Genomic DNA, 24,779 nt, shown 5'->3' with positions numbered 1-24,779 from the left:
CCCGGCGCGAGCGATCAGCGTGCAAGCTTCAGGCAATACTCGGAACCGGTGTGCATCGCTTGCGGAGCTGCCCGCAACACCGCTCTGGGGCGCGTTGTGAACAGGGCCGGAATTAACGGTCGTGAGAACGGTTCTAAATCGCGCGTCAGCCGTTTCGGTTGTCAGGAAAATCGCCATCGTCCATATCGGCGCCGCCACAACGGGAGCGCGAAGGATGGACGAATTGAATGGCAAGCTGATCGCGTGCCAGATTCTGATCACGGGATTGATTGCGCGCGTCGCCAACGAGCAGCGCGATCCCTTGCGCTTTCTCACCGATTTCCGCGACGAGATCAAAGCCGTCGTCAACGGCGTCAACATCGCCGGCATGGACAACACCGATCGCGTGCGTGCGGTCGCGCAGAAAACCGTCGACGAATTGTTCTCACTGATGAAGCCGCCGAGCAGCGATTGAGGCGCATCTGCATGCGCGGAATCTGCGTGCGCAGATGTGCGCGCACAGGGCCATGCCAACGTTTTCAGTTTGATGCACTTGACCCGTTTTGGACAAATTCAAAAGTGCAGGCAGATCAATCGCATTGACCTGCTTTGGTCCGATCGATAGCACCGCACCATCGTTCGCGTCTTTGTCGCGGCGAAGTGCATTGGCCCGGAGGCTGATGCGGCCTTGACGCGATCACGTCGATGAATGCGTAGATTAGAATCGTTCAAGCTTAGAACCGTTCGAAACTGTCGCGCTCGGACAAGTTTAGAATTGCTTTGAAATGGACGCTTTAAACTGGAGTGTTGCCCAGATCGCGTTGACCCCAATTTTTGTGCCCGATAGCAACACTGCGTCGCATTGTCACAATGCGACCAATCGTCGTCAAATATTGGGGCGTGAAATGGGGAATGTTAGGTCACCGCGGTCGTTGCGTTCGGCTGCGTCGAGGAAGTCTGTCAACAACAAGTTCGATGCTGCTGCGGGCAAGACGGCCTCCGCCGTAGCAAGCCTGATAGCTGTCGCGTCGGTGTCGACCGGAGCAGAGGCGCAGCAGTCGAACCTGCCGCCCGTGACGGTCGATGCTCCGGTTCAGCGTCCGCGTCCGGTGACCTCGAAGCCTTCGCCGGAGCAGGTCCGCGCCCGCAACGCGCTTCGCCGCGCCGCGCAGCGCCAGCAGGCGCAGCGGACGGCTCCCACCACACCGTCAGGTCCCGCGGACGCCGATCCGTATGCGGATCCAGCGGCTCCCTACAAGGTCGATCACGTCCAGGCCGGCGGCAAGTTTCCGGAAAAGCTGGTTGATACGCCGAAGTCGATCACTGTCCTGAGCAAGGAAGTGCTCGAGGACAAGAACGCGACGACGCTCAAGCAGGCGATCCTGAGCACGGCCGGCGTCACGCTCGGCTCGGGCGAGGGCGGTAACGCGTTCGGGGACCGTTTCTTCATCCGCGGTTTTGATGCCCGCAACGACATCTTCATCGACGGCGTGCGCGACTCCGGCGTCAGCGTCCGCGAGAATTTCTTCACCGAGCAGGTCGAAATCCTGCGCGGTCCCGGCTCGACCTTCTCCGGCCGCGGTGTCGCCGGTGGCGCGATCAACATCGTCACAAAGCAAGCGACGACGGCGAAGAGCTTCTACAACATGGACACCACGTTTGGCACCGACATGACCAAGCGCGTGGTGCTCGACGTCAACCAGGTGATCGATCCGACCTTTGCCGTTCGTGTCGGCGGTCTGTTCCAGGATGCGAATGTCGCCGGCCGCGACTACGTCAAAGACAACCGCAATGGCGCCTTCGTCGCCACGACGTGGAAGCCGACCGATACGGTCAAGGTCACTGCCAACTACATCCACACTGAATTGACCGGCGTGCCGGATTTCGGCGTGCCGTACTACCGGCCGAGCACGGCCACGACCGCCGGTGGACCGTTCCCGGACTTCGGCGTCAACCGCAACAACTGGTATGGCCAGATCAATCGCGACTTCTACCGGACCGGCCAGGACATCGGCACGCTCAATGCGGAAGTGCAGATCACGCCAGACCTGATGGTCAGCAACAAATTCCGAGCGTCACGCTCGACCCAGAACTACATCGGCACGCTGCCGGAGCAGCCGACGCTTGCTCCCGGCGCTCCGTTTACAGCCTATACGCTCACGATGAATCCGCAGAGCCGTTTCCAGGTTACCGACGTGCTCGCCAACCAGACGGAAGCAACCTACAAGTTCCAGGATGGCGTCGGGTTCAAGCATACAGCGCTGGCGGGTATCGAGGTCGATCGCGAAAGATCGTCGATCGACAAATATCTGGGCCTTAGCTCGGAGGGGCAAGGCACGACCGTAACGCCGACCGGCTCGCCGACGGGCGTCAGCGTCTTCTTTCCGCAAGACACCTTCTTGCCGCCCAAGGGGCTCGGGCTGTCGGGCCTGCCGACCAAGATCGGCATCGACACCGTCAGCGGCTACGTCATGGATAGTGCGAACTACCGCGACCTGCTGATCCTCAACGGCGGTTTCCGCTACGACAATTACAGCATCAACACCTCGGGCTACGGAACGATCGGCGGCGCTAGCCGGTTCGGCCAGCAGTCCGCCGAGTTCCTGATTCCGAACTTCAACCTCGGTCTGACGCTCAAGCCGGCGCCGAATGGCAGCGTCTATGTGGCCTATGCAACCTCGGCGAATCCCGTCGGTGCCGAATTCGACGGAACGAGCACGGCCTATGGCGGTCTCACGCCGATCCTGAACGGCAACTCGAACCAGATCTTCGGGCCGGAGAAGAACAAGGCGATCGAGCTCGGCACGAAATGGGAATTGTTCGACCGTCATCTTTTGCTGACGGCGGCGCTGTTTCAGACCGAGAAGGAGAATGCGCGCGAGTCACAGAACATCACTGCGGCTACGGCGACCGCGACCTGTCCCTATCCCGTCACCGTTCCGGCGACCACCGGCACGGTGTCTTGCATCACCGCCGGTGCCGCTTACCGTATCCGAGGTATCGATCTCGGCGTGGGCGGCAAGATCACGGACAAGTGGAGCGTATTCGGCGGGCTTGTGCTGATGCAGTCGGAGGTGACGAAGTCACTGGCTCCATCGCCGAACACGGCGCTTTACCCGACCAATGTCGGTCGTCCGCTTGCCAACGTCGCCCATCAGTCGTTCAGCATGCTCTCGAAGTACCAGCTCAACGACACCTGGGAGCTGGGTGGGCAAGCCGTCTACCGCTCGAAGATCTACGGCGGTACCTTGCTGGCGGCCAACCAGGGCACATCGATCCCGAGCTACTGGCGGTTCGATGCGTTCGCAGAAGCCAAGATCGACCAGCACTGGAAGCTCAAGCTGTTCGTGAACAACATCTTCGACAAGCGCTACTACGACGCGCTGTACCAAAGCGCAGCGCCGTTCGTGCTGGAAGCACCGGGCCGTGCCGCCTATGTGGTGCTCTCCGCGCGCTACTGATGGAGCAACAACGAGTTTCATGCTGACATGCATTGAAAACGTTCTCAGCAAGGATGATGTGGCGGATTTCCGCCGCGTCATGGACGCCAGCGAGTGGGAGGATGGCCGCTCCACCGCTGGCGCGCAGTCGGCGATGGTCAAGCGCAACGAGCAATTGCCGCCGGACAGCGAGGTCGCGCGCAAGCTCGGCAACCGCATCATCTCGGCGCTGACGTCGAACCCGCGCTTCCTCGCTGCGGCAATCCCGCTCCAGATCTTCCCGCCGCTGTTCAACCGCTATGCGGCGAGCAGCAGCCACCATTTCGGCCTGCACGTCGACAATGCGATCCGCGGAGATCGTCTGACCGGCCTTCGCATCCGCACAGACCTGTCGGTCACGCTGTTCCTCACCGAGCCGGAAGAGTACGACGGTGGCGAACTTGTGATCGAGGACACCTACGGTTCGCACGAAGTGAAGTTGCCAGCCGGGGACTGCGTGCTCTATCCCTCGACCAGCTTGCATCTCGTCACGCCGGTGACGAGGGGAACGCGGGTTGCATCTTTCTTCTGGCTTCAGAGCATGATACGGGACGATCACGCCCGGAGCATGATCTTTGACCTCGACACCGCGATTCAGGCGCTGGTGGAACGGCTCGGGCGCGACGATCCCGAAACGGTCAAATTGACGGGTATCTATCACAACCTCATTCGCTACTGGGCCGAAGTATGAAGATCATGTCATTCCAAGCAAGCCTTGCCGCAGCTGCCATGCTGGCGGCCGCCTGGCTCGCATCTCCTGTTTCCGCCCAGACACAAACCCCCTCGGCACCGGCGCAACCTGTGGTTCAGCCGGCTCCGGCCGGTCCGGCTCCGGCCGCGCCAGCGGCCACCGCGCCTAGTGTGCCGGCGCCCGCGGCTTCGACGGCAACCGCGCCTGCAGCTCCGGCTGCGTCCCCCTCGGCCACCGTTCCGACGACGGCCAAGCCCGATGCGGCGGCCGCTGTCGCGCCGGCCATGAAGGAATTGTCGCCCTGGGTAATGTTCATGTCGGCAGACGTCATCGTGAAAGCGGTGATGATTGGGCTCGCCTTTGCCTCGCTGGTGACCTGGACCGTCTTCATCGCCAAGTCGATCGAAGTGTCGGTCGCTTCAACGAAGCTGCGTTCGGCGCTGAAGAAGACCGCAGAGGCACGCTCGCTCGCGGAAGCCCAGATGGCGCTCGGAGCCAAGCAAGGGATCCTGCCGTCCTTCCTGGCGGCGGCGCTGCGAGAGGCGCGGATGTCGGCCGGGCTGTCCAGCGATGCCGGCATCAAGGAGCGCGCGGCCTCGAGCTTCCAAGAGATCGTGCGCGCGGAACAGCGCCGCATTCGCATCGGCATGGGCGTGCTCGCGACCATCGGCTCTACGTCGCCTTTCGTCGGCCTGTTCGGCACGGTCTGGGGCATCATGAACAGCTTCATCGGCATCTCGAAGTCCCAGACCACGAACCTCGCCGTGGTCGCGCCCGGCATCGCCGAAGCGCTGCTCGCCACCGCAATCGGTCTCGTTGCGGCGATCCCCGCCGTCATCATCTACAACCATTTCGCACGCGTGACGAAAGGCTATCTCGAGCTCGTCAGCCGCGCTTCCGGTGCGGCGGGGCGGCTGCTGTCGCGCGATCTCGACCGCAGCCACGGCAGCGTGCATTCGCGCGCAGCGGAGTGAACCATGGGCGTTTCGCTCGCAGACAACGACGGCGAAGACGACGATTTCTCGGAAACGCATGAAATCAACGTCACGCCGTTCATCGACGTCATCCTGGTGCTGCTGATCATCTTCATGGTTGCAGCGCCGCTCTCGACCGTCGACCTGCCGATCGATCTGCCGACGTCGAGCGCGACGCCGCAGAAGAAGCCGGACAAGCCGACCTACCTGAGCATCAAGCCGGATCTGACGCTTGCGATCGGAGAGAACCCGGTCCACCGGGTCGAGTTGATCGGCACTCTCGACAGCATGTCCGACATGAGCAAGGACAAGTATGTCTTCCTGCGCGCCGATCGTTCGGTGCCGTATGGCGAGTTGATGGGGGTCATGGAGCTCTTGCGCTCGGGCGGCTACACGCGGGTGAAGCTGGTCGCGCTGGAAGGCGCTCCGGGGGCACCTGCGGCAGGCGCCGCTCAGCCTTAGAGGCGCACGATGTCGAACGAACCCAGACCATCCCGGAAGCTTTGGATCCTGGCGGCGGTGGCCGCGCTCGCGCTCCATCTGGGTGGCGCCGCGCTCGCGTTGGCGCACCTGCGCGCCGACGACGACGACGATGGTCTGGGTGCGGCCGGCGCTGAGTTCGCCGTCGAGATGGCTTCGCCGAAGGCGCCCGAAACCGACCTTCCGCCGGGGCCTGACAGCGAAGCGATGCAGGAGCAACAGGCGCTTCCCGAGCAAAAGGCCGAGACCAAGGAAACCGAGCTGCCAAAGGATCAGTCGCAAGAGGTCGAAGATCCCGATCGGGTCGTCACTGAAAACATCTCGAAGAAGCCGGAAGAGGAGGATCCGAAGATCGCGGCCATCGAGACACCCGCTGCCGAGGCATCGCCGGCGTCAGTTGCGACGGCACGGCAGACACTCGATGAAGACGCGCGCGAGGCGGAGAAGGCCCTGGCGCCGGTGCTTGGTCTTGGCAAGGACATCCTGAGGATCACGGCGGACTGGAACCGCAAGATCAGCGCGCACCTCACGGCCCACAAGGTCAATCCGGAGGGCAAGGAGCCGAACAATCAGAAGGTGAAAGTGAGCTTTGCGATCAATCGCAGAGGAAACGTGCTTTCGGTCGACGTCGTGGAGTCGTCCGGGGATGCGGCTTATGATGCGGCCGCAGTCTCGATTGTCCGCAAGTCCGATCCGATCCCGCAGCCGCCGGCCGGGCTGACTGAGGATCGGTTCGAGCGCACCGTCGACATCATCTTCACGCCGCCGGACGCCAAGAAAAAGAAGAAGACGGCTCAGCGCCAGTAGAGCCGGATCCCGACATAGACCACGACCAGGCAGGCGAAGATCAGGGCCACCGGCAGCGGCCGTTTCTGGGTTCCAGCGAATGCCGCCGGCCCGAACGAGACGGCCTTCTTCGGCTTCGGCGCCGGGCGACGGAAGGCGGTAACATTGTCCGCCGCCGGCTCGCTCGGGCGGGGGCGGACGTCGGGCGGGGTTCCCGCACCGCCCATCTCGGCATAGTAGGCCTTGTAGATCGCACCGATGGTGACCTCGGTGGCTTCGCCCTCGCTCATCTGCGCCAGCAGGTTCTTGTAGCTCGCAAGGAACTCCTGAGCCTCGGGAGGCAGCGCGGACGCGCCGTTGAGCTTGGCCATCATCTTCCAGGTGGCAAAATCCGCACGGGCGCGGGTATCCGCGCGTCGCGCGATCAGCATATCGGCAGCTTTGACCAAGTCGGCCTCTGGCCCTTCGGCTTGTGTTCGGGTGTCGCCGTCAACTACGCATTGCCGGTCAGGAAGAGAACAGCCTGAATCACATAACCGGTCAACGTTCGCAGTATTGCTGAGATAACATCAAGATTTAGACCGAACTGCGAACCCGCGAGCGGCAGCAGGATCAAGAGGCCGATCAGGATCAACATACCGAACGGCTCGAGCCGGGCCAGCGGCAAGGCGAGGGGCCGCGGCAGCAGCCCGACCGCCACCCGCCCGCCGTCGAGCGGCGGGATCGGCATCATGTTGAACACTGCCAGGATCGCGTTGATGATGAGCGCATTCTTGAGATTGTCCGCAACCCATTTCGCCGCGCTTGCGGGCACCATCGGCAGAGCATGGAAGGCGAGGGCCGCGGCGAGCGCCAGCAGGATGTTGGTGAGGGGCCCGGCCAGCGCCACCCAGACCATGTCGAGCCGGGGGTTGTTGAGTTTGCGAAAATTCACGGGCACCGGCTTGGCGTAGCCGAACAGGAACGGCGAATGCGCAAACAGCAGCATCGCCGGCAGGATCAGCGTGCCGAAAGGGTCGATGTGCCTGATAGGATTGAAGCTGACCCGCCCGAGTTGCGAGGCCGTATTGTCTCCGAGCCGGTCCGCGACGAAGGCGTGCGCAGCCTCGTGGAAAGTGATCGCGAGCACGAGGGGAAGCACCCACACCGACAAGTCATAAAGGGAAATGTTCACCAGCTCATCCGTTCCGGTTCGGCCCGCGCTTTGCAAGGCAGGCCGTATAGGGCCACAACCCTTTACGATCTACCGTTATATGGCGTCTATTTCCGAAATTGCCCGTTGCAGATGATCTGCCAGGAGAGAACTTGCGGATGACAGCCCGCGCGCACGGTGGAGACGGATCTCCGCCGCCGGCAACGGTGGCATGCCGTCACGCTCGGACAGGGTGCGAAGCTTCGCCGGCAGGGTCCCGGCTTTCACCACCGTCACCGCGAGGCCTTGAGCCGCGATCGTCTCGACCGCTGCGAGCGTCCGGCTGACATAGGCGAGGCGCCAGGGCAGGCCGGCGGCGTCGAGCGCCTCCGCGGCCCATTGCCGAAACAGACACCCGGGCGGGTAGAGCGCCACGGGCAAGGGATCCTGCGCCGCGGCGCAATAGGACGAGGCGGCCGCCCAGACCGCCTGCTCGCGCCTCAATAGCTCGCCGTCGCCGCATCCTTGCGGATGCATGGCGATGACGAGGTCGTAGGCATCACCGAGCCGGGCCGGCATCGTCGCGGTCAGTCCGGTCTCGATCTCGACCCGGACCAGTGGATGGTGCCTGGCAAAGCTCGCCAGCAGAGGCGGGATGACGATGGTGCCGTAATCGTCCATGACGCCGAGACGGACCACGGCGTCGGCCTTGCGTGCGCGGAGTGCCCCGACCGCCTCTGCGTTGAGCGCGAGAATGCGCCGCGCATAGGTGCGCAACTCTTCGCCCGTCGCCGTCGGCACGACGTCAGCCCGCGCGCGCACAAACAGCTTGGTGCCGAGCCGCTCCTCCAGCCGCCTGATCTGGACGCTCACGGCCGATTGCGTGCGGTTGAGCGCATGGGCCGCGCGCGTGAACGAACGGTGCTCGGCGACCGCGAGAAAGGCCTTCAGCAGGTCGGGATCGAGATCGGGTGCGCTCATGACGAAAATCTATCCTGGCATCACGAAAATTCCATTCCCTGTTTCGGCGCGCCTCCTATGCTGCCTGTAAAGCCGTTCAACGGGAGGGTTTGTGGGGGAGATTTCAGGCGTTTTGGCCGCCGTGCTGTCGAGCGCGCTGGGCGGCACCTCGATCGGCGCCACACGCTATCTCGTGAGTAGCCTCGATCCGCTGGCGATCGGCTCGCTCCGGTTCGGCATCGGCTTTCTCCTGCTGCTGCCGCTGACGCTGCTGCGCGGCGATCGCTGGCCAATGCGGGCGGACTGGGTCGCCGCGATTGGGCTCGGCATGTTGTTCTTCGCCCTGTTTCCGATCCTGTTCAATGCATCGCTGATGTTCACGACCGCCGCGCGCGGCGCGCTCGCCTTGTCGACGCTGCCTCTGCTGTCGCTCGTGATCGGGGCTGCGCTGGGCGCTGAGGCTTTGACCTGGCGTAAATCGATCGGCGTCGTGATTGCGACGTTGGGCGTTGCGGTCGCACTTCTCTCCGACCTGACCTCGGCGCCAGCTGGTGCCTGGCGCGGCGATCTCTTGATGATCGCGGCGGCGCTCTGCATGGCGTTGTACGGCATCTGGTCGAAGCCCCTGATCCGACGCTCCAGCCCGATCGCATTCACCACGATGAGCATGGCGGCAGGCGCGGCCTGTCTCATCCTGCTCTCTTACGCCCGGGGCAGCTTTGCGCCGGTCGCGAATTTCGGCGCGCCGCAATGGCTCGCCGCCGTCTATCTCGGCGCTTTCGGCGCGGCGCTGACCTTCTATCTCTGGGCCTTCGCATTGGAGCGGACGACGCCGACACGCGTCGCGATCTCGGTGACGGTCAATCCGATCACGGCATCGCTGGTCGGAGCCTATTTGCTGAACGAGCCGCTGCGCTGGAATCTGGCGGCCGGCATCCTCGCGGTCTTTGCCGGGATCTGGATCGCGACGACGACAGGCCGGGGGGCTCAGGCAGCGGGTGCGTCCGCTTCAGGCCGATCCTGACGTCACGCCGGAATCGTCGTCTGATATTGCATCAAGCCGTCGTCGAGCTTCACCCAGGCGAGCTTTTCCGAGACCCAGATGTGCTCGCTCGGCGCGAAGGCGTTGCGATCGTCAAACGTCGCAAGCGCGACGCCCGCCAGCGTGCCGTTGCGCCGCCAGGCGAACAGGCGCGTGCCGCAGCGCTTGCAGAACACGCGGTCGATGTTCTCGGAGGAGGCGTAGAGGGCGGTATCGCCCTCGACGGTCAGTGCGCGCTGGTCGAATTGCGCGCGGGCGAAGTAGGGCGAGCCCATCGCCTTCTGGCAGAGGCGGCAATGGCAGATACGCACATTGAGCGGCTCGCCTCCGCCTTGAACCTCACCGCGCCGCACAGGCATCCGCCTTCCCGGATCATGATGTCCTCAATAGGTAGCACGCCCGCCTGAGATGTCGAACACCGCGCCGGTGGAGAACGCGCAGTCCTCCGATGCAAGCCAGCTCACCATCGCGGCCAGCTCTTCCACCAGCACGAAGCGCGCCTTCGGAATCTTCGACAGCATGAAGTCGATATGCTGCTGCGTCATCTGGTCGAAGATCGCGGTCTTCGCCGCCGCCGGTGTCACCGCGTTGACGAGGATGTCGTGCGCTGCGAGCTCCTTGCCGAGCGACTTCGTCAGCGCGATCAGGCCGGCCTTGGACGCCGAATAGTGCGAGGCGTTCGGATTGCCTTCCTTGCCGGCGATCGAGGCGATGTTCACGATCCTCCCGTATTTCTGCTTGAGCATGGTGGGCACGATCGCCTTGCAGACGATGAAGGGGCCGTCGAGGTTGATGCGCAGCACCTTGCGCCATTCCTCGAGATCCGTCTCCCAGACCGGCTTGTTGACGCCGGCGATGCCGGCATTGTTGACGAGGATGTCGATCTTGCCGAAGGCGGCGAGCGTCGCATCGCGGGCCTGCTCGACCGCCGCGGTGTCGGTGACGTCGACCTTGAACACGCGGGCGCCGTCGCCGATTTCCTTTGCGGTTTTCTCGGCCAGCGCAGCATCGAAATCCCAGATCGCGACTTTCGCACCAGAGGCGACGAAGCGTTCGGTGATGGCGCGGCCAAAGCCCTGCGCGCCGCCGGTGACGATGGCAACGCGGCCGTTGAGGTCGATCTTGTTCATGTTGGCGGCCCTTGGCGTCAGAGCATGTAGCCGCCGTCGACGACGAGGTCGACGCCGGTGGTGAACGCGCTTTCGTCACTGCCAAGATAGACCGCCATCGCTGCGATCTCGTCGGCGGTGCCGAGCCGGCCCATCTTCTGGCGCGAGATGAACATCTCCTTGCCCTGCGGCCCCTGCGCGGCGGCGCGGTCGAGCATCGAGGGCGTCTCGACGGTGCCGGGGCAGATCGAGTTGCAGCGGATGCCCTTGGTGATGAAGTCCAGCGCGACCGCGCGCGAGAGCAGCGACACCGCCGCCTTCGACGAGCTGTAAACGTAGCGGTTCGCCGGCGGCCTCAAGGCCGCGCAGGACGAGATGTTGACGATGCTGCCGCCGCCGCCCGCCAGCATCTCGGGCAGGAACGCCCGGATGGTCCGGTGCATGGATTTGACGTTGAGGTCGAACGAGAAATCAAAATCCTCTTCCGAGCACTCCAGGATGGTGCCGTGATGCACGAAGCCGGCCGCGTTGAGCAGGATGTCGATCTTGCCGACGCGCTTGGCGAAAGCGTTGACGTCGGCGGTGTTGCGGACGTCGAGTTTTGCGACCTCGGCGATGCCTTCCTTGGTCAAGCCAGCAATGCCGCTCTCGTTGATGTCGGTGGCAATGACGGTTGCACCCTCACGCGCGAATGCGATGGCACATGCGCGCCCGATGCCTGCTGCCGCTGCCGTGACGACGGCGCGCTTTCCCTTGAGGCGGTCTGCCATGTTCGTTCTCCCTTATGTTCATTCCAAAGCCAACCCAACGTCATTGCGAGGAGCCCGCGACAAAATTGCGGAGCAATTTTGCGCTGGTGCGACGAAGCAATCCAGAGTCTTTCCGGTAAGGCAGACTGGATTGCTTCGCTTCGCTCGCAATGACGGTGTGGCTTCTAGTGATTATCCCGCGCTACGCCAAACGTGCCGGCGACGTTCTGGTACCTCGTCGCGAGCTCCATGCAGGCGCCGGTCGATTGCTGGCCGACGGTATTGCGGTAGATCTCCTGCCACGGCGTCTGGTTCGCCGGATGCTTGAACCCGCCATCCGCCATCAGCTCGGCATGGCGCTTCTTCACCTCGTCGTCCGGGATCAGGATGTTGGCGCTGCCCTTGTTGAGGTCGATGCGCACCTTGTCGCCGGTCCTCAGGATCGCAAGCCCGCCATTGGCGGCGGCTTCGGGCGAAGCGTTCAGGATCGAGGGTGAGCCCGAGGTGCCGGACTGGCGGCCGTCGCCGATGCAGGGCAGGGACAGGATGCCGCGTTTGATCAATGCCGCCGGCGGCTGCATGTTCACGACCTCGGCGCCACCGGGGTAGCCGATCGGCCCGGTGCCGCGGATGAACAGCACGCAGCGCTCGTCGATGTCGAGCGAGGCATCGTCGATCCGCTCGTGATAATCCTCCGGCCCCTCGAACACGATGGCGCGGCCTTCGAAGGCGTTGAGGTCTTTGGGGTTGTTGAGATAGCGGTCGCGAAATTCCTTCGAGATCACGCTGGTCTTCATGATCGCGGAATCGAACAGATTGCCCCTCAGCACCAGGAAGCCGGCGTCCTTCACCAGCGGCTTGTCGTAAGCCCAGATCACGTCGCTGTCCGGCTTCGGCGCGTCCTTGCAGTTCTCGCCGATGCCGCGTCCGTTGACGGTGACCGCGTCCTCATGGATGCGCTTGTGCTTCATCAGCTCGCGCACCACGGCCGGCACGCCGCCGGCGCGGTGGAATTCCTCGCCGAGATAGAAGCCGGCCGGCTGCATGTTGACCAGCAGCGGCACGTCGTGGCCGAACTTCTGCCAGTCGTCGATCGAGAGCTCGACGCCGATGTGGCGGGCGAGGGCGTTGATGTGGATCGGCGCGTTGGTCGAGCCGCCGATCGCCGAATTGATCACGATGCAGTTCTCGAACGCCTTGCGGGTCAGGATGTCCGAAGGTTTCAAATCCTCCCAGACCATCTCGACGATGCGCTTGCCGGTCTCGTAGGCGATCTGGCCGCGCTCGCGATAGGGCGCGGGGATCGCCGCGCAGCCCGGCAGCGAGAATCCGAGCGCTTCGGCAAGCCCGTTCATGGTCGAGGCGGTGCCCATGGTGTTGCAATGGCCGACCGAGGGCGCCGAGGAGGCCACGATCTCCATGAACTCTTCATAGTCGATCTCGCCGGCGGCAAGCCGCTCGCGCGACTTCCAGACGATGGTGCCTGAGCCGGTGCGCTCGCCGGCATGCCAGCCGTTGAGCATCGGGCCGCCCGACAGCACGATCGCGGGCAGGTTGACGGTCGCCGCCGCCATCATGCAGGCCGGCGTGGTCTTGTCGCAGCCGGTGGTCAGCACGACGCCGTCGAGCGGATAGCCGTAGAGGATTTCGACGAGGCCGAGATAGGCGAGATTGCGGTCGAGCGCCGCGGTCGGACGCTTGCCGGTCTCCTGGATCGGATGGGTCGGGAACTCCATCGCAATGCCACCGGCCTCGCGGATGCCTTCGCGGACACGGTGCGCGAGTTCGATATGGTGGCGGTTGCAGGGGGAGAGGTCGTTGCCGGTCTGCGCGATGCCGATGATCGGCTTGCCGGACTGAAGCTCGGCGCGGGTGAGGCCGTAGTTCAAATACCGCTCCATATAGAGCGCGGTCATGCCCGGATTATGCGGGTTGTTGAACCATTCCTGCGAGCGAAGGTGGCGGCGAGCGCCGTTGCCGGCAGCGTGCCCATTGGTTGGCTTTTTTGTCATTGGTCTCTCCTGCAATGCAAACGCACTGGCGTCCGTTTCAATGTGGCGGCTTGTGCGATGCCCAGCGGCGCGAGCGATGGTCTGCGGGCCCGCTGGCGGGTCATTTCCTCACAAGTGCGATACTAGTCATGGCTACTTGGTAACGCTACCATTTTGTTCGCGGCGCCGGCGCCCGAAGCGGCCGGCCTGTTATCCGAACGCCGCGACGACGAGCTTTGCCGCTCGATCACCTTGAAGCCGAGATCGAGCACCGGCTGCTCGGGCCGCCGACCTTCAATTGCCTCGATCAGCATGGTCGCGGCCGTTTTCCCCATCTCGTAGCGGTTGGTGCGCACGCTGGTGAGGGTGGGGACGGCGGAGGCCATGAATTCGAGGTCGTTGAATCCGACGATCGCGATCTGCTCGGGGACCGCAATCTCCCGGCGCCGGCATTCGAACAGCACGCCGAGCGCGAGGTCGTCATTGGCACAGAACACCGCATCGATGTCGGGCTCGCGCGCGAGCAGATCAGTGAACAGGGCGCCGCCGAGCGTCACCGATGTCGGTGTCGCGGTCGTGACGACGAGGCGCTGCTCGAACAGCGCGGCGTCCTTCATGGCCGAGACATATCCGTCCAGTCGTCGCTGTACCCGCGGATCCATGCGCGCGCCGACGAAGCCGACCTTGCGGTGACCCTGCGCGAACAGATGGGCCACCGCCGCGCGCGCTGCATCATAGTGCGAAAAGCCGATCATCATGTCGACCGGATTGGGGCCGGTCTCCATGATCTGCACGATCGGGCAATCGGCGACCTCCAGCATCGCGCGCGATTCCGCGGTCTGGTCGATGCCGGTGACGATCAGCCCGGCGGGCTTCTGCGCGAGAAACAGCCGCAGCAGCTTCTCCTCCTGGAGGATGCTGTAGCGTGTATTGGACAGCTGGATCGAGTAGCGGCTGCCTTCGGAGGCGTCATAGATGCCGCGCAGCACGTCCGAGAACACGTTATTGGTGAGCGAGGGGATCAATACACCGATCACTTCGGTGCGTTGCGAGGCCAGCGCGCGTGCTGCAAGGTTCGGCACATAGCCGAGCTCCTTGGCGGCGCTCTCGACCCGCGTCCGCTTGGCAACCGACAGCGCTTCCGGATTACGGAAGAAGCGGGACGCCGTGATCGGGCTGACGCCAGCAAGCTCGGCGACTTCCGCCAGCCGGATTTTGCCTGACTTGGTGCGTTTTCGACCCATTTGTTGCTCTTATCACAGTCACCGTCGCAAACAAAGGAACGTTGACAGCGCTACCAGCACAGACTAACCAAAGACAAATTGCCAAAACCGCACAAACTGCCGACAATGTCGCCCGCTAAGATCGGGCTTCGTTCGGTGAAGTCCGACAAGAACAAGCAGGACGGTCGCGGCGCTAAGAGGCGTCCGTGGACTTTCGAGGAGGGAGCTAGATGTCGTCTGTGCAAATCCGCGACGTGCGAAAATCGTTCGGCAATTTTGAAGTCCTGCACGGCGTGACGGTACCGATCGAGGACGGTCAGTTCGTCGTCCTGGTTGGTCCCTCCGGCTGCGGCAAGTCGACGCTTCTGCGCATGCTCGCCGGTCTCGAGAACATCACCTCCGGCACGATCTCGATCGGCGACCGCGTCGTCAACAATGTCCAGCCCAAGGAGCGGGACATTGCCATGGTATTCCAGAACTACGCGCTCTATCCGCACATGACCGTTGCCGACAACATGGGTTTCTCGCTGAAGCTGCGGAATGCCGGCTCCGACGAGATCAACAAGCGCGTCAAGCGGGCCGCCGAGATCCTGGCACTGTCGCCGCTGCTCGATCGTTATCCGCGCCAGCTCTCGGGCGGCCAGCGTCAGCGCGTCGCCATGGGCCGCGCCATCGTCCGCGATCCGCAGGTCTTCCTGTTCGACGAGCCCTTGTCGAACCTCGATGCCAAGCTGCGCGTCGCCATGCGCACCGAGATCAAGGAGCTGCATCAGCGGCTGAAGACCACGACCGTCTACGTCACCCACGACCAGATCGAGGCCATGACCATGGCCGACAAGATTGTCGTGATGCATGACGGCATCGTCGAGCAGATGGGCACGCCGCTCGAGCTCTACGACAGGCCCGACAACCAGTTCGTCGCCGGCTTTATCGGCTCGCCCGCCATGAACTTCCTCAAGGGCCATGTGCGCGTCAACGGCGTTGCGACCTTCGAGGGGCCGAACGGCGTCAAGCTGCCGCTCAAGAATGCGCCGGCAGGGTCCGACGGCCGTCCCGCCGTCTACGGCGTGCGGCCTGAGCATTTCACCATCGCCGATGACGGGGCCGAGGCCGAGATCATCGTGGTCGAGCCGACGGGCTCGGAGACGCAGGTGTTCGCCAAGATCGGCGGCGAACAGGTCGTCGCGGTCTTCCGCGAGCGCCACCAGTTCAACCCGGGCGACAAGGTGCGGCTGAAGCCCGACCCGTCACTGGTGCACCTGTTCGACGAGGCGACAGGCAAGCGCATGTAGCGACGCTTACTGAAGTAAAAACTACCCAATACAAATATAAAATTAGGGAGAGAACTGATGAGCGATTTCGACAGGCGTAGTGTGCTCAAGGCGGGCCTCGGCGGCGCAGCGCTGCTGGCCGGCCCGGGCATCGTCCCGGTGCGCGCGGCGGAGTGGACCAACACGCCCGAGCCGAACGCGTCCATCCGCGTGCTGCGCTGGAAGCAGTTCATTCAGGCCGAGTTCGATAAGTTCGCCGAGCAGACCAAGAAGTTCTCTGAGAAGACCGGCGTCAAGGTCAAGCTCGAGGCCGAGAGCTGGGAGGACATTCGTCCGAAGGCGGCGGTCGCCGCCAATGTCGGCGCCGGTCCCGACCTCATCATCGGCACGCTCGATGATCCCCACAAATTCCCGGAGAAGCTGATCGACGTGACCGACGTCGCCCAATATCTCGGCGCCCAGTATGGCGGCTGGTATCCGGTCGCCGAGAAGTACGGCAAGAAGGGCAATGGCTGGATCGCGATTCCCCAAGGCGCGACCGGTGGCTGCCTGAACTACCGCATCAGCCATGTGAAAGCCGCCGGCTTCGAGGAGTTCCCGAAGGACACCGCCGGCTTCCTCAAGCTCTGCCAGGCGCTGAAGAAGAACAACACGCCGCCCGGCTTTGCGCTCGGTCACGCCACGGGCGATGCCAACGGCTGGTGCCAGTGGGCGCTGTGGGCGTTCGGCGGCAAGGTCGTCAACGAGAAGAACGAGGTCGTGATCGACTCGCCCGAGACGATCGCCGCGCTCGAATACGTCAAGCAGCTCTATGAGACCTTCATCCCCGGCGTGTTGTCCTGGAACGACTCCAACAACAACAAGGCGTTCCTGAACGGCGAGCTCAGCCTCACCCTGAACGGCATCTCGATCTGGACGGTCGGCAAGAACTCGACCGATCCGAAGCAGCAGGAGATCGCCAAGGACATGAACCACGCGCCGATGCCGATCGGTCCCGTGGGCGTGTCGACCGAGCAGCAGAACGTGCTCGTCTATTACGGCTACAAGCACTCGAAGTATCCGAAGGCGGTCAAGGAATACATCAAGTTCATGATGGACAAGGAGAATTACGACGCCTGGGAGGTTGCCTCCAACGGCTACGTCTCGCCGCCGCTCCCGGCCTACAACGAAAACCCGGTCTGGACGTCGGACCCGAAGATCACCCCGTACCGTGACTGCCTGAAGCGCTGCCGCGACAACGGCTTCGCCGGCGATCTCGGTTATGCCTCCGCGGCCGTGATGGGCGACTTCGTCGTCGTCGACATGTTCGCCGAGGCAGCCTCGGGCTCGGCAACGCCGAAGCAGGCGGCATCGCGCGCCGCCGAGCGCGCCAAGCGCTACTACCAGGTCTGATCAGCTCCAATCCCCGCGGCGTCCGGTTCACCGGACGCCGCGACTTTTCGTAGAGGGGAATCCGACATGGCAGTCATGGCCGAGTCCACTGCGGCGCAGGTCAAGCGCAGTAGCCTGTGGACCAGAGCATTCGAAAGCCGGAATTTTCTCGGCGCGATGTTCATGGTGCCTGCGATCGCCATTCTGATCCTGTTTCTGGCCTATCCCTTGGCGCTTGGCTTCTGGCTCGGCATGACCGACACCAAGATCGGCGGGGCGGGCCGCTACATCGGCTTCCAGAACTTCATCTCGCTGTCCAAGGACTCCGTGTTCTGGCTGTCGGTGTTCAACACCATCTTCTACACGGTGTTCGCGAGCGTCGTGAAATTCGCGATCGGACTTTACCTGGCGCTGTTGCTCAACGAGCGGCTGCCGTTCAAGTCGATGATCCGTGCGATCGTGCTGCTGCCTTTCGTGGTGCCGACGGTGCTCTCCGCGATCGCGTTCTGGTGGATCTATGACAGCCAGTTCTCGATCATCTCCTGGGTGCTGATGAAGGCCGGCCTGATCACGCAGTACATCGACTTCCTCGGCGACCCCTGGAATGCACGCTGGTCGGTCATCGCCGCCAACATCTGGCGGGGCGTGCCTTTCGTGGCGATCACGCTGCTGGCGGGCCTTCAGACCATCTCGCCCTCGCTCTATGAGGCCGCCAATCTCGATGGCGCCACCAACATGCAGCGCTTCCGCCACATCACGCTGCCGATGCTGTCGCCGATCATCGCGGTCGTGATGACCTTCTCGGTGCTGATGACGTTCACCGACTTCCAGCTGATCTACACCATCACGCGGGGCGGGCCGATCAACGCCACCCATCTGATGGCGACGCTGTCGTTCCAGCGGGCCATCACCGGCGGCAATCTCGGCGAGGGCGCGGCGATCTCGAATGCGATGATTCCGTTCCTGGTCGCGGCGATCCTGCTCAGCTTTTTCGGGCTTCAGCGCTCTCGCTGGCAGCAGGGCGGGAGGGACTGACCATGACGACCGCAGACGACCAAAGCGTCGGAATGGACTACCTCGAGAGCTTCCCGCGGAAGTTCTTGCGCGTCTACCTTCCGCTCGGCCTGATCATCTTCTTCCTGCTGTTCCCGTTCTACTGGATGGCGGTCGCGACGTTCAAGCCGGACGCGGAAATGTACGACTACGAGAAGTACAATCCGTTCTGGATCGTGCATCCGACGCTGGAGCACATCAAGAAGCTGATCGTCGAAACCGACTATCCGCTCTGGATGTGGAACACCGTGATCGTCTCGGTGTCCTCCACCTTCATCTCGCTGTTTGCCAGCGTCTGCGCCGCCTATGCGATCGAACGTCTCCGCTACAAGGGTTCGCGCTATGTCGGCCTTGCGATCTTCCTCGGCTATCTCGTGCCGCCCTCGATCCTGTTCATTCCGCTGGCGGCGATCGTGTTCCAGCTCGGCCTGTTCGATGGCAATCTGGCGCTGATCCTAACCTATCCGACCTTCCTGATCCCGTTCTGCACCTGGCTCCTGATGGGCTATTTCCGCACCATTCCCTACGAGCTCGAGGAATGCGCGCTGATCGACGGGGCGACGCGGCTTCAGATCCTGGTCAAGATCACGCTGCCGCTGTCGCTCCCGGGGGTGATCTCGGCCGGTATCTTCGCCTTCACGTTGTCCTGGAACGAGTTCATCTACGCGCTGACCTTCATCTCCTCGTCGGAGAACAAGACGATTCCCGTCGGCGCCATCACCGAGCTCGTCAGCGGCGACGTCTACCATTGGGGCGCGCTGATGGCGGCGGCCCTGACCGGCTCGGTCCCTGTAGTTATCCTTTATTCCTTCTTCGTGGAGTACTATGTGTCGGCGATGACCGGCGCCGTGAAGGAGTGATCGCGGGGCCTGCCTTGAGAGCGCACCAGGAGCGGTGCGCTCCGGCCAATAAGTAAGAAGGAGTAGGCTCTTGCACATTCTGGTTCTGGGCGCCGCCGGCATGGTCGGCCGCAAACTCTGTGAACGGCTGCTGCGCGACGGTCGACTCGGCAAGAGCGACATCACCAAGCTGACCATGCATGACGTGGTCGAACCCAAGAAGCCGGAGAAGGCCGGTTTTGCCGTCGAGACCGCTTCGGGCGATTTCGCTGTGCCGGGCGCTGCCGAGAAGCTGATCGCCGGCCGCCCCGACGTGATCTTCCACCTCGCGGCCATCGTCTCGGGGGAAGCCGAGCTCGATTTCGACAAGGGCTATCGCATCAATCTCGACGGCACGCGGATGCTGCTCGATGCGATCAGGCTCGTCGGCGGCGGCTACAAGCCACGCGTGGTCTTCACCTCCTCGATCGCGGTATTCGGCGCGCCGTTCCCCGATGCGATCGGTGACGAATTCTTCCACACCCCGCTGCTCAGCTACGGCACCCAGAAGGCGATCGGCGAATTGCTGCTCGCCGATTATTCGCGCCGCGGTTTCCTCGACGGCATCGGCATCCGCCTGCCGACCATCTGCATCCGCCCGGGCCTGCCCAACAAGGCGGCATCGGGTTTCTTCTCCAACATCCTGCGCGAGCCGCTGGCCGGCAAGGAGGCGATCCTCCCGGTGTCCGAGGACGTCCGCCACTGGCACGCCACGCCGCGCTCCGCCGTCGGCTTCCTGCTCCACGCCGGCACCATGGATCTCGCGACCGTCGGCCCGCGCCGCAATCTGACCATGCCGGGCCTGTCGGCCACGGTCGGCGAGCAGATCGCTGCCTTGAAGCGCGTCGCGGGCGAGAAGGTCGCCGCACGCATCAAGCGCGAGCCGGATCCCTTCATCGTCGGAATCGTCGGCGGCTGGCCGCGCAATTTCAATGCAAAGCGGTCGCTCGAGCTCGGCTTCACCACTGCCGAGAAGAATTTCGACGACATCATCCGCATTCATATCGAAGACGAGCTCGGCGGCAATTTCGTCGCCTGATCTCTGACTGAGCGGGTCAAATGATGGCGAGCGTTGCTTGCATCGGCGAATGCATGGTCGAGCTCCGGCAGGCCCAAGGCGGGCAATCTGCCGGGCAGTCCGGCGGGCAGGCTGGCGGGCTTTACTCGCGCGGCTTCGGCGGTGACACCCTCAATACGGCGGTGTATCTCGCGCGGCTCGAGGTCAAGGTCGACTATCTCACCGCGCTTGGCGACGACGGCCTCAGCGATGAGATGATCGCGGCCTGGAATGCCGAGGGCGTCGGCACCAGGCGCGTCGTACGGCTGCCGGGCAAGCTGCCCGGCCTCTACATGATCCAGCTGGATGCCAAGGGCGAGCGCCAGTTCTTCCACTGGCGCGACAGCGCGGCGGCGCGCCAGCTGATGAATCTGCCGGAGACCGACGAGCTGCTCAACTCGCTGATGAGCTACGACATCGTCTACCTCTCCGCGATCACGCTCTCGATCTACGACGCGCCCGGACGCGAGCGCCTGTTCGCCGCGATCAAGCGCGCGCGCCTGCTCGGTACCCGCTTCGTGTTCGACACCAATTTTCGCGCACGAGGCTGGCCGGATCGCGATGTCGCGCGCGAGGTGTTCGCCGCCGCCTTCGCGGCCGCCGACATCGTGCTGACCTCGACCGAGGACCTGCTCGCGCTCTATCCCGGCGAGAGCCACGAGCAGCTGATGGCGCGCATCCCGAGCCCTGAGCTGGTGTTCCGGCTGGCCGAGCCGGTGAGCCTGCTACGCTTTCCCGGCGGGACCAGCGAGATCCGCGCCGAACCAATGACCAAGCCCGTCGTTGATACCACGGCGGCCGGCGACAGCTTTGCCGCGGCCTATATCGCGGCCCGGCTCGCCGGCTCGGATCCGGTCGAGGCCGCGCAGGCCGGGCATCGTCTTGCCAGCCTCGTGATCTGCTATCCCGGCGCCATCATTCCGGGCTATGCCATGCCGCCGAAGAAGCGGCACCGGCCGGCGACTACGCGCCAGGCGACCAAGTGAAACGAAGATCCAAGATAAGATCCACGAGATGACCACAGCCGCCCAACAGAACCACCTCGTCGCGCTGTTCAGGGACGCGACCGTTATTCCCGTCCTCACCATCGAGCGTATCCAGGATGCCGTGCCGCTGGCGCGCGCGCTGGTCGCCGGCGGCGTCCGCACGCTGGAGGTGACCCTGCGCACCCCCGTTGCGATCGAGGCGGCGAGGGCGATGATGTCCGAGGTCCCCGAGGCGAGCGTTGGTATCGGCACGATCCTCAATCCAGCCGACTTCACCCGTGTCGAGAAGCTCGGCGTCAAGTTCGGCATCAGCCCGGGCCTGACCCCCGATCTCCTCAAAGCCGCAACCGACAGCTCCTTGCCATTCGCGCCGGGCATCGCCACGGCGTCCGAGCTGATGATGGCGCTGTCCTACGGCTTCGACGTCGCAAAATTCTTCCCGGCCGAGCAGGCCGGCGGCATCAAGGGCCTTCGCGCGCTCGGCGGTCCGTTCCCGAACGTGCGGTTCTGTCCGACCGGCGGGGTCGGCGAAGCCAATGCGGCGACCTGGCTGGCCGAGCCCAACGTGGTTGCGGTCGGCGGTTCCTGGCTGTGCCCGACGGCGGAGATCAGGGCCGGGAACTGGGCCGGCATAACTGCCATCTGCCAGCGCACACTCAAGGCCCTGAAAGCGGCGTGAAGTCTTGCCATCCCTGGGCTAAGACTTAGCTCAGGAAGAGACCCTAGGGAGAAAAGACCATGACCGCCAGCATCGTCGGATGGGCGCACACGCCGTTCGGCAAGTTCGACACTGAAACCGTCGAAAGCCTCGTCACCCGCGTGGCTAATGAGGCGTTGGCGGACGCCGGCATTTCGGCCTCCGACGTCGACGAGATCGTGCTCGGCCATTTCAACGCCGGCTTCTCGCCCCAGGACTTCACCGCTTCGCTGGTGCTCCAGGCCGACCCGAAGCTGCGCTTCAAGCCGGCAACCCGGGTCGAGAACGCCTGCGCTACCGGATCGGCCGCCGTGCACCAGGGCCTGCGCGCGATTGCCGCAGGCGCCGCCAAGATCGTGCTGGTCGTCGGCGTCGAGCAGATGACGCGCACGCCGGGTCCGGAGATCGGCAAGAACCTGCTCAAGGCCTCCTATCTGCCGGAGGACGGCGAGACGGTCGGCGGCTTCGCCGGCGTGTTCGGCAAGATCGCCAGCTCCTATTTCCAGAAATACGGCGACCAGTCCGATGCCCTGGCGCTGATTGCGGCCAAGAACCACAAGAACGGCGTCGCCAATCCCTTCGCCCAGATGCGCAAGGATTTTGGCTTCGATTTCTGCCGCGCCGAGAGCGAGAAGAACCCTTACGTCGCCGGTCCCCTGAAGCGCACCGACTGCTCGCTGGTCTCCGACGGCGCCGCGGCGCTGGTGCTGGCCGACGCCGAGACCGCCAAGACCATGAGCAAGTCGATCGGCTTCCGCGCCACCGCGCACGCCCAGGACTTCCTGCCGATGAGCAAGCGCGACATCCTCCAGTTCGAGGGCTGCACGATTGCCTGGCAGCGTGCATTGGAGAAGGCGGGCGTGCAGCTCTCCGATCTCTCCTTCGTCGAGACCCATGACTGCTTCACGGTCGCCGAGCTGATCGAGTACGAAGCCATGGGCCTGACGCCGAAGGGGCAGGGCGCCCGCGCCATCAAGGAGGGCTGGACGCTCAAGGACGGCAAGCTGCCGGTCAATCCGTCCGGCGGCCTGAAGGCCAAGGGCCATCCGATCGGCGCCACCGGCGTTTCCATGCATGTGATGACCGCGATGCAGCTTGCGGGTCAGGCCCCCGAGGGCATGCAGCTCAAGAATGCCAAGCTCGGCGGCATCTTCAACATGGGCGGTGCGGCGGTCGCCAACTACGTTTCCGTGCTGGAGCCGTTGAAGTAAGCTTTAGTCCTGCGGGTGGGCAAAGGCGCCATGCGCCTTGCCCATCCTCGTTCTTGCGCTAGATCAAGGTGGGCACGCTTCGCTTTGCCCACCTTAACGCTCCTGATTGGTTTGCGGGAAAAGCATCATGAGCAATGCCTACGAAGACTCGCTGTCGATGGACGCACTCAACGATCGCATCGCGATCATCGAGGACAATATCCGCCAGCTCATCGAGCAGGCCGCCGCCGCCTCGGGCGAGCAGAACGAGTCGCGGATCGCCGACCGCATCAACCAGCAGAACGACGAGCTCGATCGTCTCATCAAGATCCGCGAATCCCGCCAGAAGAAATAGCAGGCGACGGCGCCGCGCGATGCATGCCGCCATACGTCGGTCGCCCTTGCGCGAGCGGCGGCACTGCCGTTAGCTGGATCGAGATCGCAGGGACGTTCGAGCCCCGCGCAATCGGGAGCGAAACGAATGGGGCCGCTGAAAGGCATCAAGGTCATCGACATGACCACCGTGCTGATGGGGCCCTACGCGACCCAGATGCTCGGCGACTACGGTGCCGACGTCGTCAAGGTGGAATCGCTGGACGGCGACGTGACCCGCCTGATCGGCCCGACGCGGCACGCCGGCATGGGCCCGGTGTTCCTCAACACCAACCGCAGCAAGCGCTCGATCTGCCTCGACCTGAAGAAGCCTGCGGGGCGCGAGGCGGTGCTGCGACTGCTGAAGGACGCCGACGTGCTCGTCTACAACGTCCGCCCGCAGGCGATGGCGCGGCTTCAGCTCGGCTATGACGTCGTCTCCGCAATCAACCCGCGCCTGGTCTATGCCGGCGTGTTCGGCTTCGGCCAGGACGGGCCGTATGCGGCAAAGCCCGCCTATGACGATCTGATCCAGGGCGCCACCGCATTGCCGGCACTGATGGCGCAGACCGGCGACGGCGTGCCGCGCTACGTGCCGAACGCGCTGGTCGACCGCATCGTCGGCCTCACCGCCGTCGGCGCGATCTGCGCCAGCCTCGTTCATCGCGACCGCACCGGGCGCGGCCAGCGCGTCGACATCCCGATGTTCGAGACCATGGCCGGCTTCGTCATGGGCGACCACATGGGCGGGCTTACCTACGAGCCGCCGCTCGACAAGGGTGGTTACGCCCGCCACCTCTCGCGCGACCGCCGACCTTACAAGACCTCGGACGGCTATCTCAGCGTCATCGTTTACAACGACAAGCAGTGGGAGAACTTCTTTGCGGCGACGGGACGTGACGATCTGCGGACCGATCCCAAATTCGCGACCTTCGCCGGTCGCGCCGCCAATATCGACGTCGTCTATGCCGAGCTCGCGCGCGTTTTTGAGACGCGCACCACCGCGGAGTGGATCGACCTTCTGACCAAGGCCGATGTGCCGGTCATGCCGATGCACGATCTCGCGTCGATCCTGCACGATCCGCATCTGGAGACGACGAACTTCTTCCCGGTGGTGAACCACCCGACGGAAGGCCCAATCCGCAGCATGAAAGTGACCGCGACCTGGTCGGAGACCGAAGCGGAGCCGGTGCGGCTGGCGCCACGGCTCAACGAGCACGGCGCGGAGATACTGCGCGAGATCGGCTATTCCCAGGACGAAATCGCCACCATGGTCAGCGACGGCGTTACGCGCTCGGCGCCGGAGTAG

Annotated in this window: 24 protein-coding genes and 1 pseudogene; 17 read left to right on the top strand and 8 right to left on the bottom strand. The window is 63.9% G+C overall.

Annotation, left to right across the window (positions count from 1 at the left end):
- The first annotated feature begins 214 nt into the window (after positions 1 to 214).
- The 6 genes from NLM27_RS16430 (at position 215) to NLM27_RS16405 (ending at position 6,410) form a co-directional block, all read left to right on the top strand.
- On the top strand, positions 215 to 454 hold the full coding sequence (locus NLM27_RS16430) for a hypothetical protein (RefSeq protein WP_025035676.1): 240 nt from the start codon (positions 215 to 217) through the stop codon (positions 452 to 454).
- 430 nt (positions 455 to 884) lie between these two features.
- Entirely contained in the window at positions 885 to 3,440 is a 2,556-nt protein-coding gene (locus tag NLM27_RS16425; protein ID WP_254144294.1) for a TonB-dependent siderophore receptor, read from the top strand.
- Between the two features lie 19 nt (positions 3,441 to 3,459).
- Positions 3,460 to 4,149: a Fe2+-dependent dioxygenase gene (locus tag NLM27_RS16420; protein ID WP_254144293.1), complete on the top strand. Its 690-nt coding sequence runs from the start codon at positions 3,460 to 3,462 to the stop codon at positions 4,147 to 4,149.
- Complete coding sequence (gene exbB / locus NLM27_RS16415; RefSeq protein ID WP_254144292.1) at positions 4,146 to 5,123, top strand: tonB-system energizer ExbB; 978 nt, start codon at positions 4,146 to 4,148, stop codon at positions 5,121 to 5,123. The genes NLM27_RS16420 and exbB overlap by 4 nt, the downstream gene beginning before the upstream one ends.
- Positions 5,124 to 5,126: 3 nt before the next feature.
- On the top strand, positions 5,127 to 5,585 hold the full coding sequence (gene exbD, locus NLM27_RS16410; protein WP_254144291.1) for a TonB system transport protein ExbD: 459 nt from the start codon (positions 5,127 to 5,129) through the stop codon (positions 5,583 to 5,585).
- Between the two features lie 9 nt (positions 5,586 to 5,594).
- Entirely contained in the window at positions 5,595 to 6,410 is an 816-nt protein-coding gene (locus NLM27_RS16405) for an energy transducer TonB (protein WP_254144290.1), read from the top strand.
- Here NLM27_RS16405 and NLM27_RS16400 read toward each other — a convergent pair.
- The 3 genes from NLM27_RS16400 to NLM27_RS16390 all read right to left on the bottom strand — a co-directional run bounded on the left by NLM27_RS16400 (position 6,398) and on the right by NLM27_RS16390 (position 8,502).
- Positions 6,398 to 6,820, bottom strand: coding sequence for a hypothetical protein (locus tag NLM27_RS16400; protein WP_254148842.1), 423 nt, complete (start codon positions 6,818 to 6,820; stop codon positions 6,398 to 6,400). The genes NLM27_RS16405 and NLM27_RS16400 overlap by 13 nt on opposite strands.
- A 62-nt stretch (positions 6,821 to 6,882) precedes the next feature.
- The gene (locus NLM27_RS16395; RefSeq protein ID WP_254144289.1) at positions 6,883 to 7,563 is read right to left on the bottom strand and encodes a site-2 protease family protein; all 681 of its coding nucleotides are present in this window, start codon (positions 7,561 to 7,563) and stop codon (positions 6,883 to 6,885) included.
- Positions 7,564 to 7,638: 75 nt separating this feature from the next.
- The gene (locus tag NLM27_RS16390; RefSeq protein WP_254144288.1) at positions 7,639 to 8,502 is read right to left on the bottom strand and encodes a LysR family transcriptional regulator; all 864 of its coding nucleotides are present in this window, start codon (positions 8,500 to 8,502) and stop codon (positions 7,639 to 7,641) included.
- A 91-nt stretch (positions 8,503 to 8,593) separates the two neighbouring features.
- Here NLM27_RS16390 and NLM27_RS16385 point away from each other — a divergent pair, with 91 nt between their 5' ends.
- Entirely contained in the window at positions 8,594 to 9,505 is a 912-nt protein-coding gene (locus tag NLM27_RS16385) for a DMT family transporter (RefSeq protein WP_254144287.1), read from the top strand.
- A gap of 2 nt (positions 9,506 to 9,507) precedes the next feature.
- Here the strand turns inward: NLM27_RS16385 and NLM27_RS16380 are convergent.
- The 5 genes and pseudogenes from NLM27_RS16380 to NLM27_RS16360 all read right to left on the bottom strand — a co-directional run bounded on the left by NLM27_RS16380 (position 9,508) and on the right by NLM27_RS16360 (position 14,616).
- Positions 9,508 to 9,899 (bottom strand): annotated as a pseudogene (locus NLM27_RS16380) (GFA family protein).
- A gap of 7 nt (positions 9,900 to 9,906) precedes the next feature.
- Positions 9,907 to 10,653, bottom strand: coding sequence for an SDR family NAD(P)-dependent oxidoreductase (locus NLM27_RS16375; RefSeq protein ID WP_254144286.1), 747 nt, complete (start codon positions 10,651 to 10,653; stop codon positions 9,907 to 9,909).
- 17 nt (positions 10,654 to 10,670) lie between these two features.
- Positions 10,671 to 11,402 carry an SDR family oxidoreductase gene (locus tag NLM27_RS16370; RefSeq protein ID WP_254144285.1) on the bottom strand — a complete coding sequence of 244 codons (732 nt, stop codon included), beginning with the start codon at positions 11,400 to 11,402 and terminating at the stop codon, positions 10,671 to 10,673.
- Between the two features lie 164 nt (positions 11,403 to 11,566).
- Complete coding sequence (locus NLM27_RS16365; protein ID WP_254144284.1) at positions 11,567 to 13,393, bottom strand: IlvD/Edd family dehydratase; 1,827 nt, start codon at positions 13,391 to 13,393, stop codon at positions 11,567 to 11,569.
- 122 nt (positions 13,394 to 13,515) lie between these two features.
- Complete coding sequence (locus NLM27_RS16360; protein WP_254144283.1) at positions 13,516 to 14,616, bottom strand: LacI family DNA-binding transcriptional regulator; 1,101 nt, start codon at positions 14,614 to 14,616, stop codon at positions 13,516 to 13,518.
- A 209-nt stretch (positions 14,617 to 14,825) separates the two neighbouring features.
- Here NLM27_RS16360 and NLM27_RS16355 point away from each other — a divergent pair, with 209 nt between their 5' ends.
- From NLM27_RS16355 to NLM27_RS16310, 10 genes are all read left to right on the top strand, one after another.
- The gene (locus NLM27_RS16355; protein WP_254144282.1) at positions 14,826 to 15,887 is read left to right on the top strand and encodes an ABC transporter ATP-binding protein; all 1,062 of its coding nucleotides are present in this window, start codon (positions 14,826 to 14,828) and stop codon (positions 15,885 to 15,887) included.
- Positions 15,888 to 15,944: 57 nt separating this feature from the next.
- Positions 15,945 to 17,258, top strand: a complete 1,314-nt coding sequence (locus tag NLM27_RS16350) for an ABC transporter substrate-binding protein (RefSeq protein ID WP_254144281.1) — start codon at positions 15,945 to 15,947, stop codon at positions 17,256 to 17,258.
- A gap of 66 nt (positions 17,259 to 17,324) precedes the next feature.
- Positions 17,325 to 18,272: a carbohydrate ABC transporter permease gene (locus NLM27_RS16345; protein ID WP_254144280.1), complete on the top strand. Its 948-nt coding sequence runs from the start codon at positions 17,325 to 17,327 to the stop codon at positions 18,270 to 18,272.
- 2 nt (positions 18,273 to 18,274) lie between these two features.
- On the top strand, positions 18,275 to 19,150 hold the full coding sequence (locus tag NLM27_RS16340) for a carbohydrate ABC transporter permease (protein ID WP_254144279.1): 876 nt from the start codon (positions 18,275 to 18,277) through the stop codon (positions 19,148 to 19,150).
- 70 nt (positions 19,151 to 19,220) lie between these two features.
- Complete coding sequence (gene denD, locus NLM27_RS16335; RefSeq protein WP_254144278.1) at positions 19,221 to 20,207, top strand: D-erythronate dehydrogenase; 987 nt, start codon at positions 19,221 to 19,223, stop codon at positions 20,205 to 20,207.
- A gap of 23 nt (positions 20,208 to 20,230) precedes the next feature.
- Positions 20,231 to 21,211 (top strand): sugar kinase, encoded by a 981-nt coding sequence (locus NLM27_RS16330; protein ID WP_254148841.1) that lies wholly within the window; start codon positions 20,231 to 20,233, stop codon positions 21,209 to 21,211.
- A 28-nt stretch (positions 21,212 to 21,239) separates the two neighbouring features.
- Positions 21,240 to 21,890: a bifunctional 4-hydroxy-2-oxoglutarate aldolase/2-dehydro-3-deoxy-phosphogluconate aldolase gene (gene eda, locus NLM27_RS16325; RefSeq protein WP_254144277.1), complete on the top strand. Its 651-nt coding sequence runs from the start codon at positions 21,240 to 21,242 to the stop codon at positions 21,888 to 21,890.
- Between the two features lie 59 nt (positions 21,891 to 21,949).
- Positions 21,950 to 23,119 carry an acetyl-CoA acetyltransferase gene (locus NLM27_RS16320; RefSeq protein WP_254144276.1) on the top strand — a complete coding sequence of 390 codons (1,170 nt, stop codon included), beginning with the start codon at positions 21,950 to 21,952 and terminating at the stop codon, positions 23,117 to 23,119.
- A gap of 127 nt (positions 23,120 to 23,246) precedes the next feature.
- Complete coding sequence (locus tag NLM27_RS16315) at positions 23,247 to 23,453, top strand: hypothetical protein (protein WP_254144275.1); 207 nt, start codon at positions 23,247 to 23,249, stop codon at positions 23,451 to 23,453.
- 126 nt (positions 23,454 to 23,579) lie between these two features.
- A complete protein-coding gene (locus NLM27_RS16310) occupies positions 23,580 to 24,779 on the top strand; it encodes a CaiB/BaiF CoA-transferase family protein (RefSeq protein ID WP_254144274.1) in 1,200 nt (399 codons plus the stop codon).

This window comes from Bradyrhizobium sp. CCGB12 (assembly GCF_024199845.1).
GTDB lineage: Bacteria > Pseudomonadota > Alphaproteobacteria > Rhizobiales > Xanthobacteraceae > Bradyrhizobium.
Note: the sequence above shows the minus strand (reverse complement) of the source record. Positions and strands in the feature narration are given on the sequence as shown.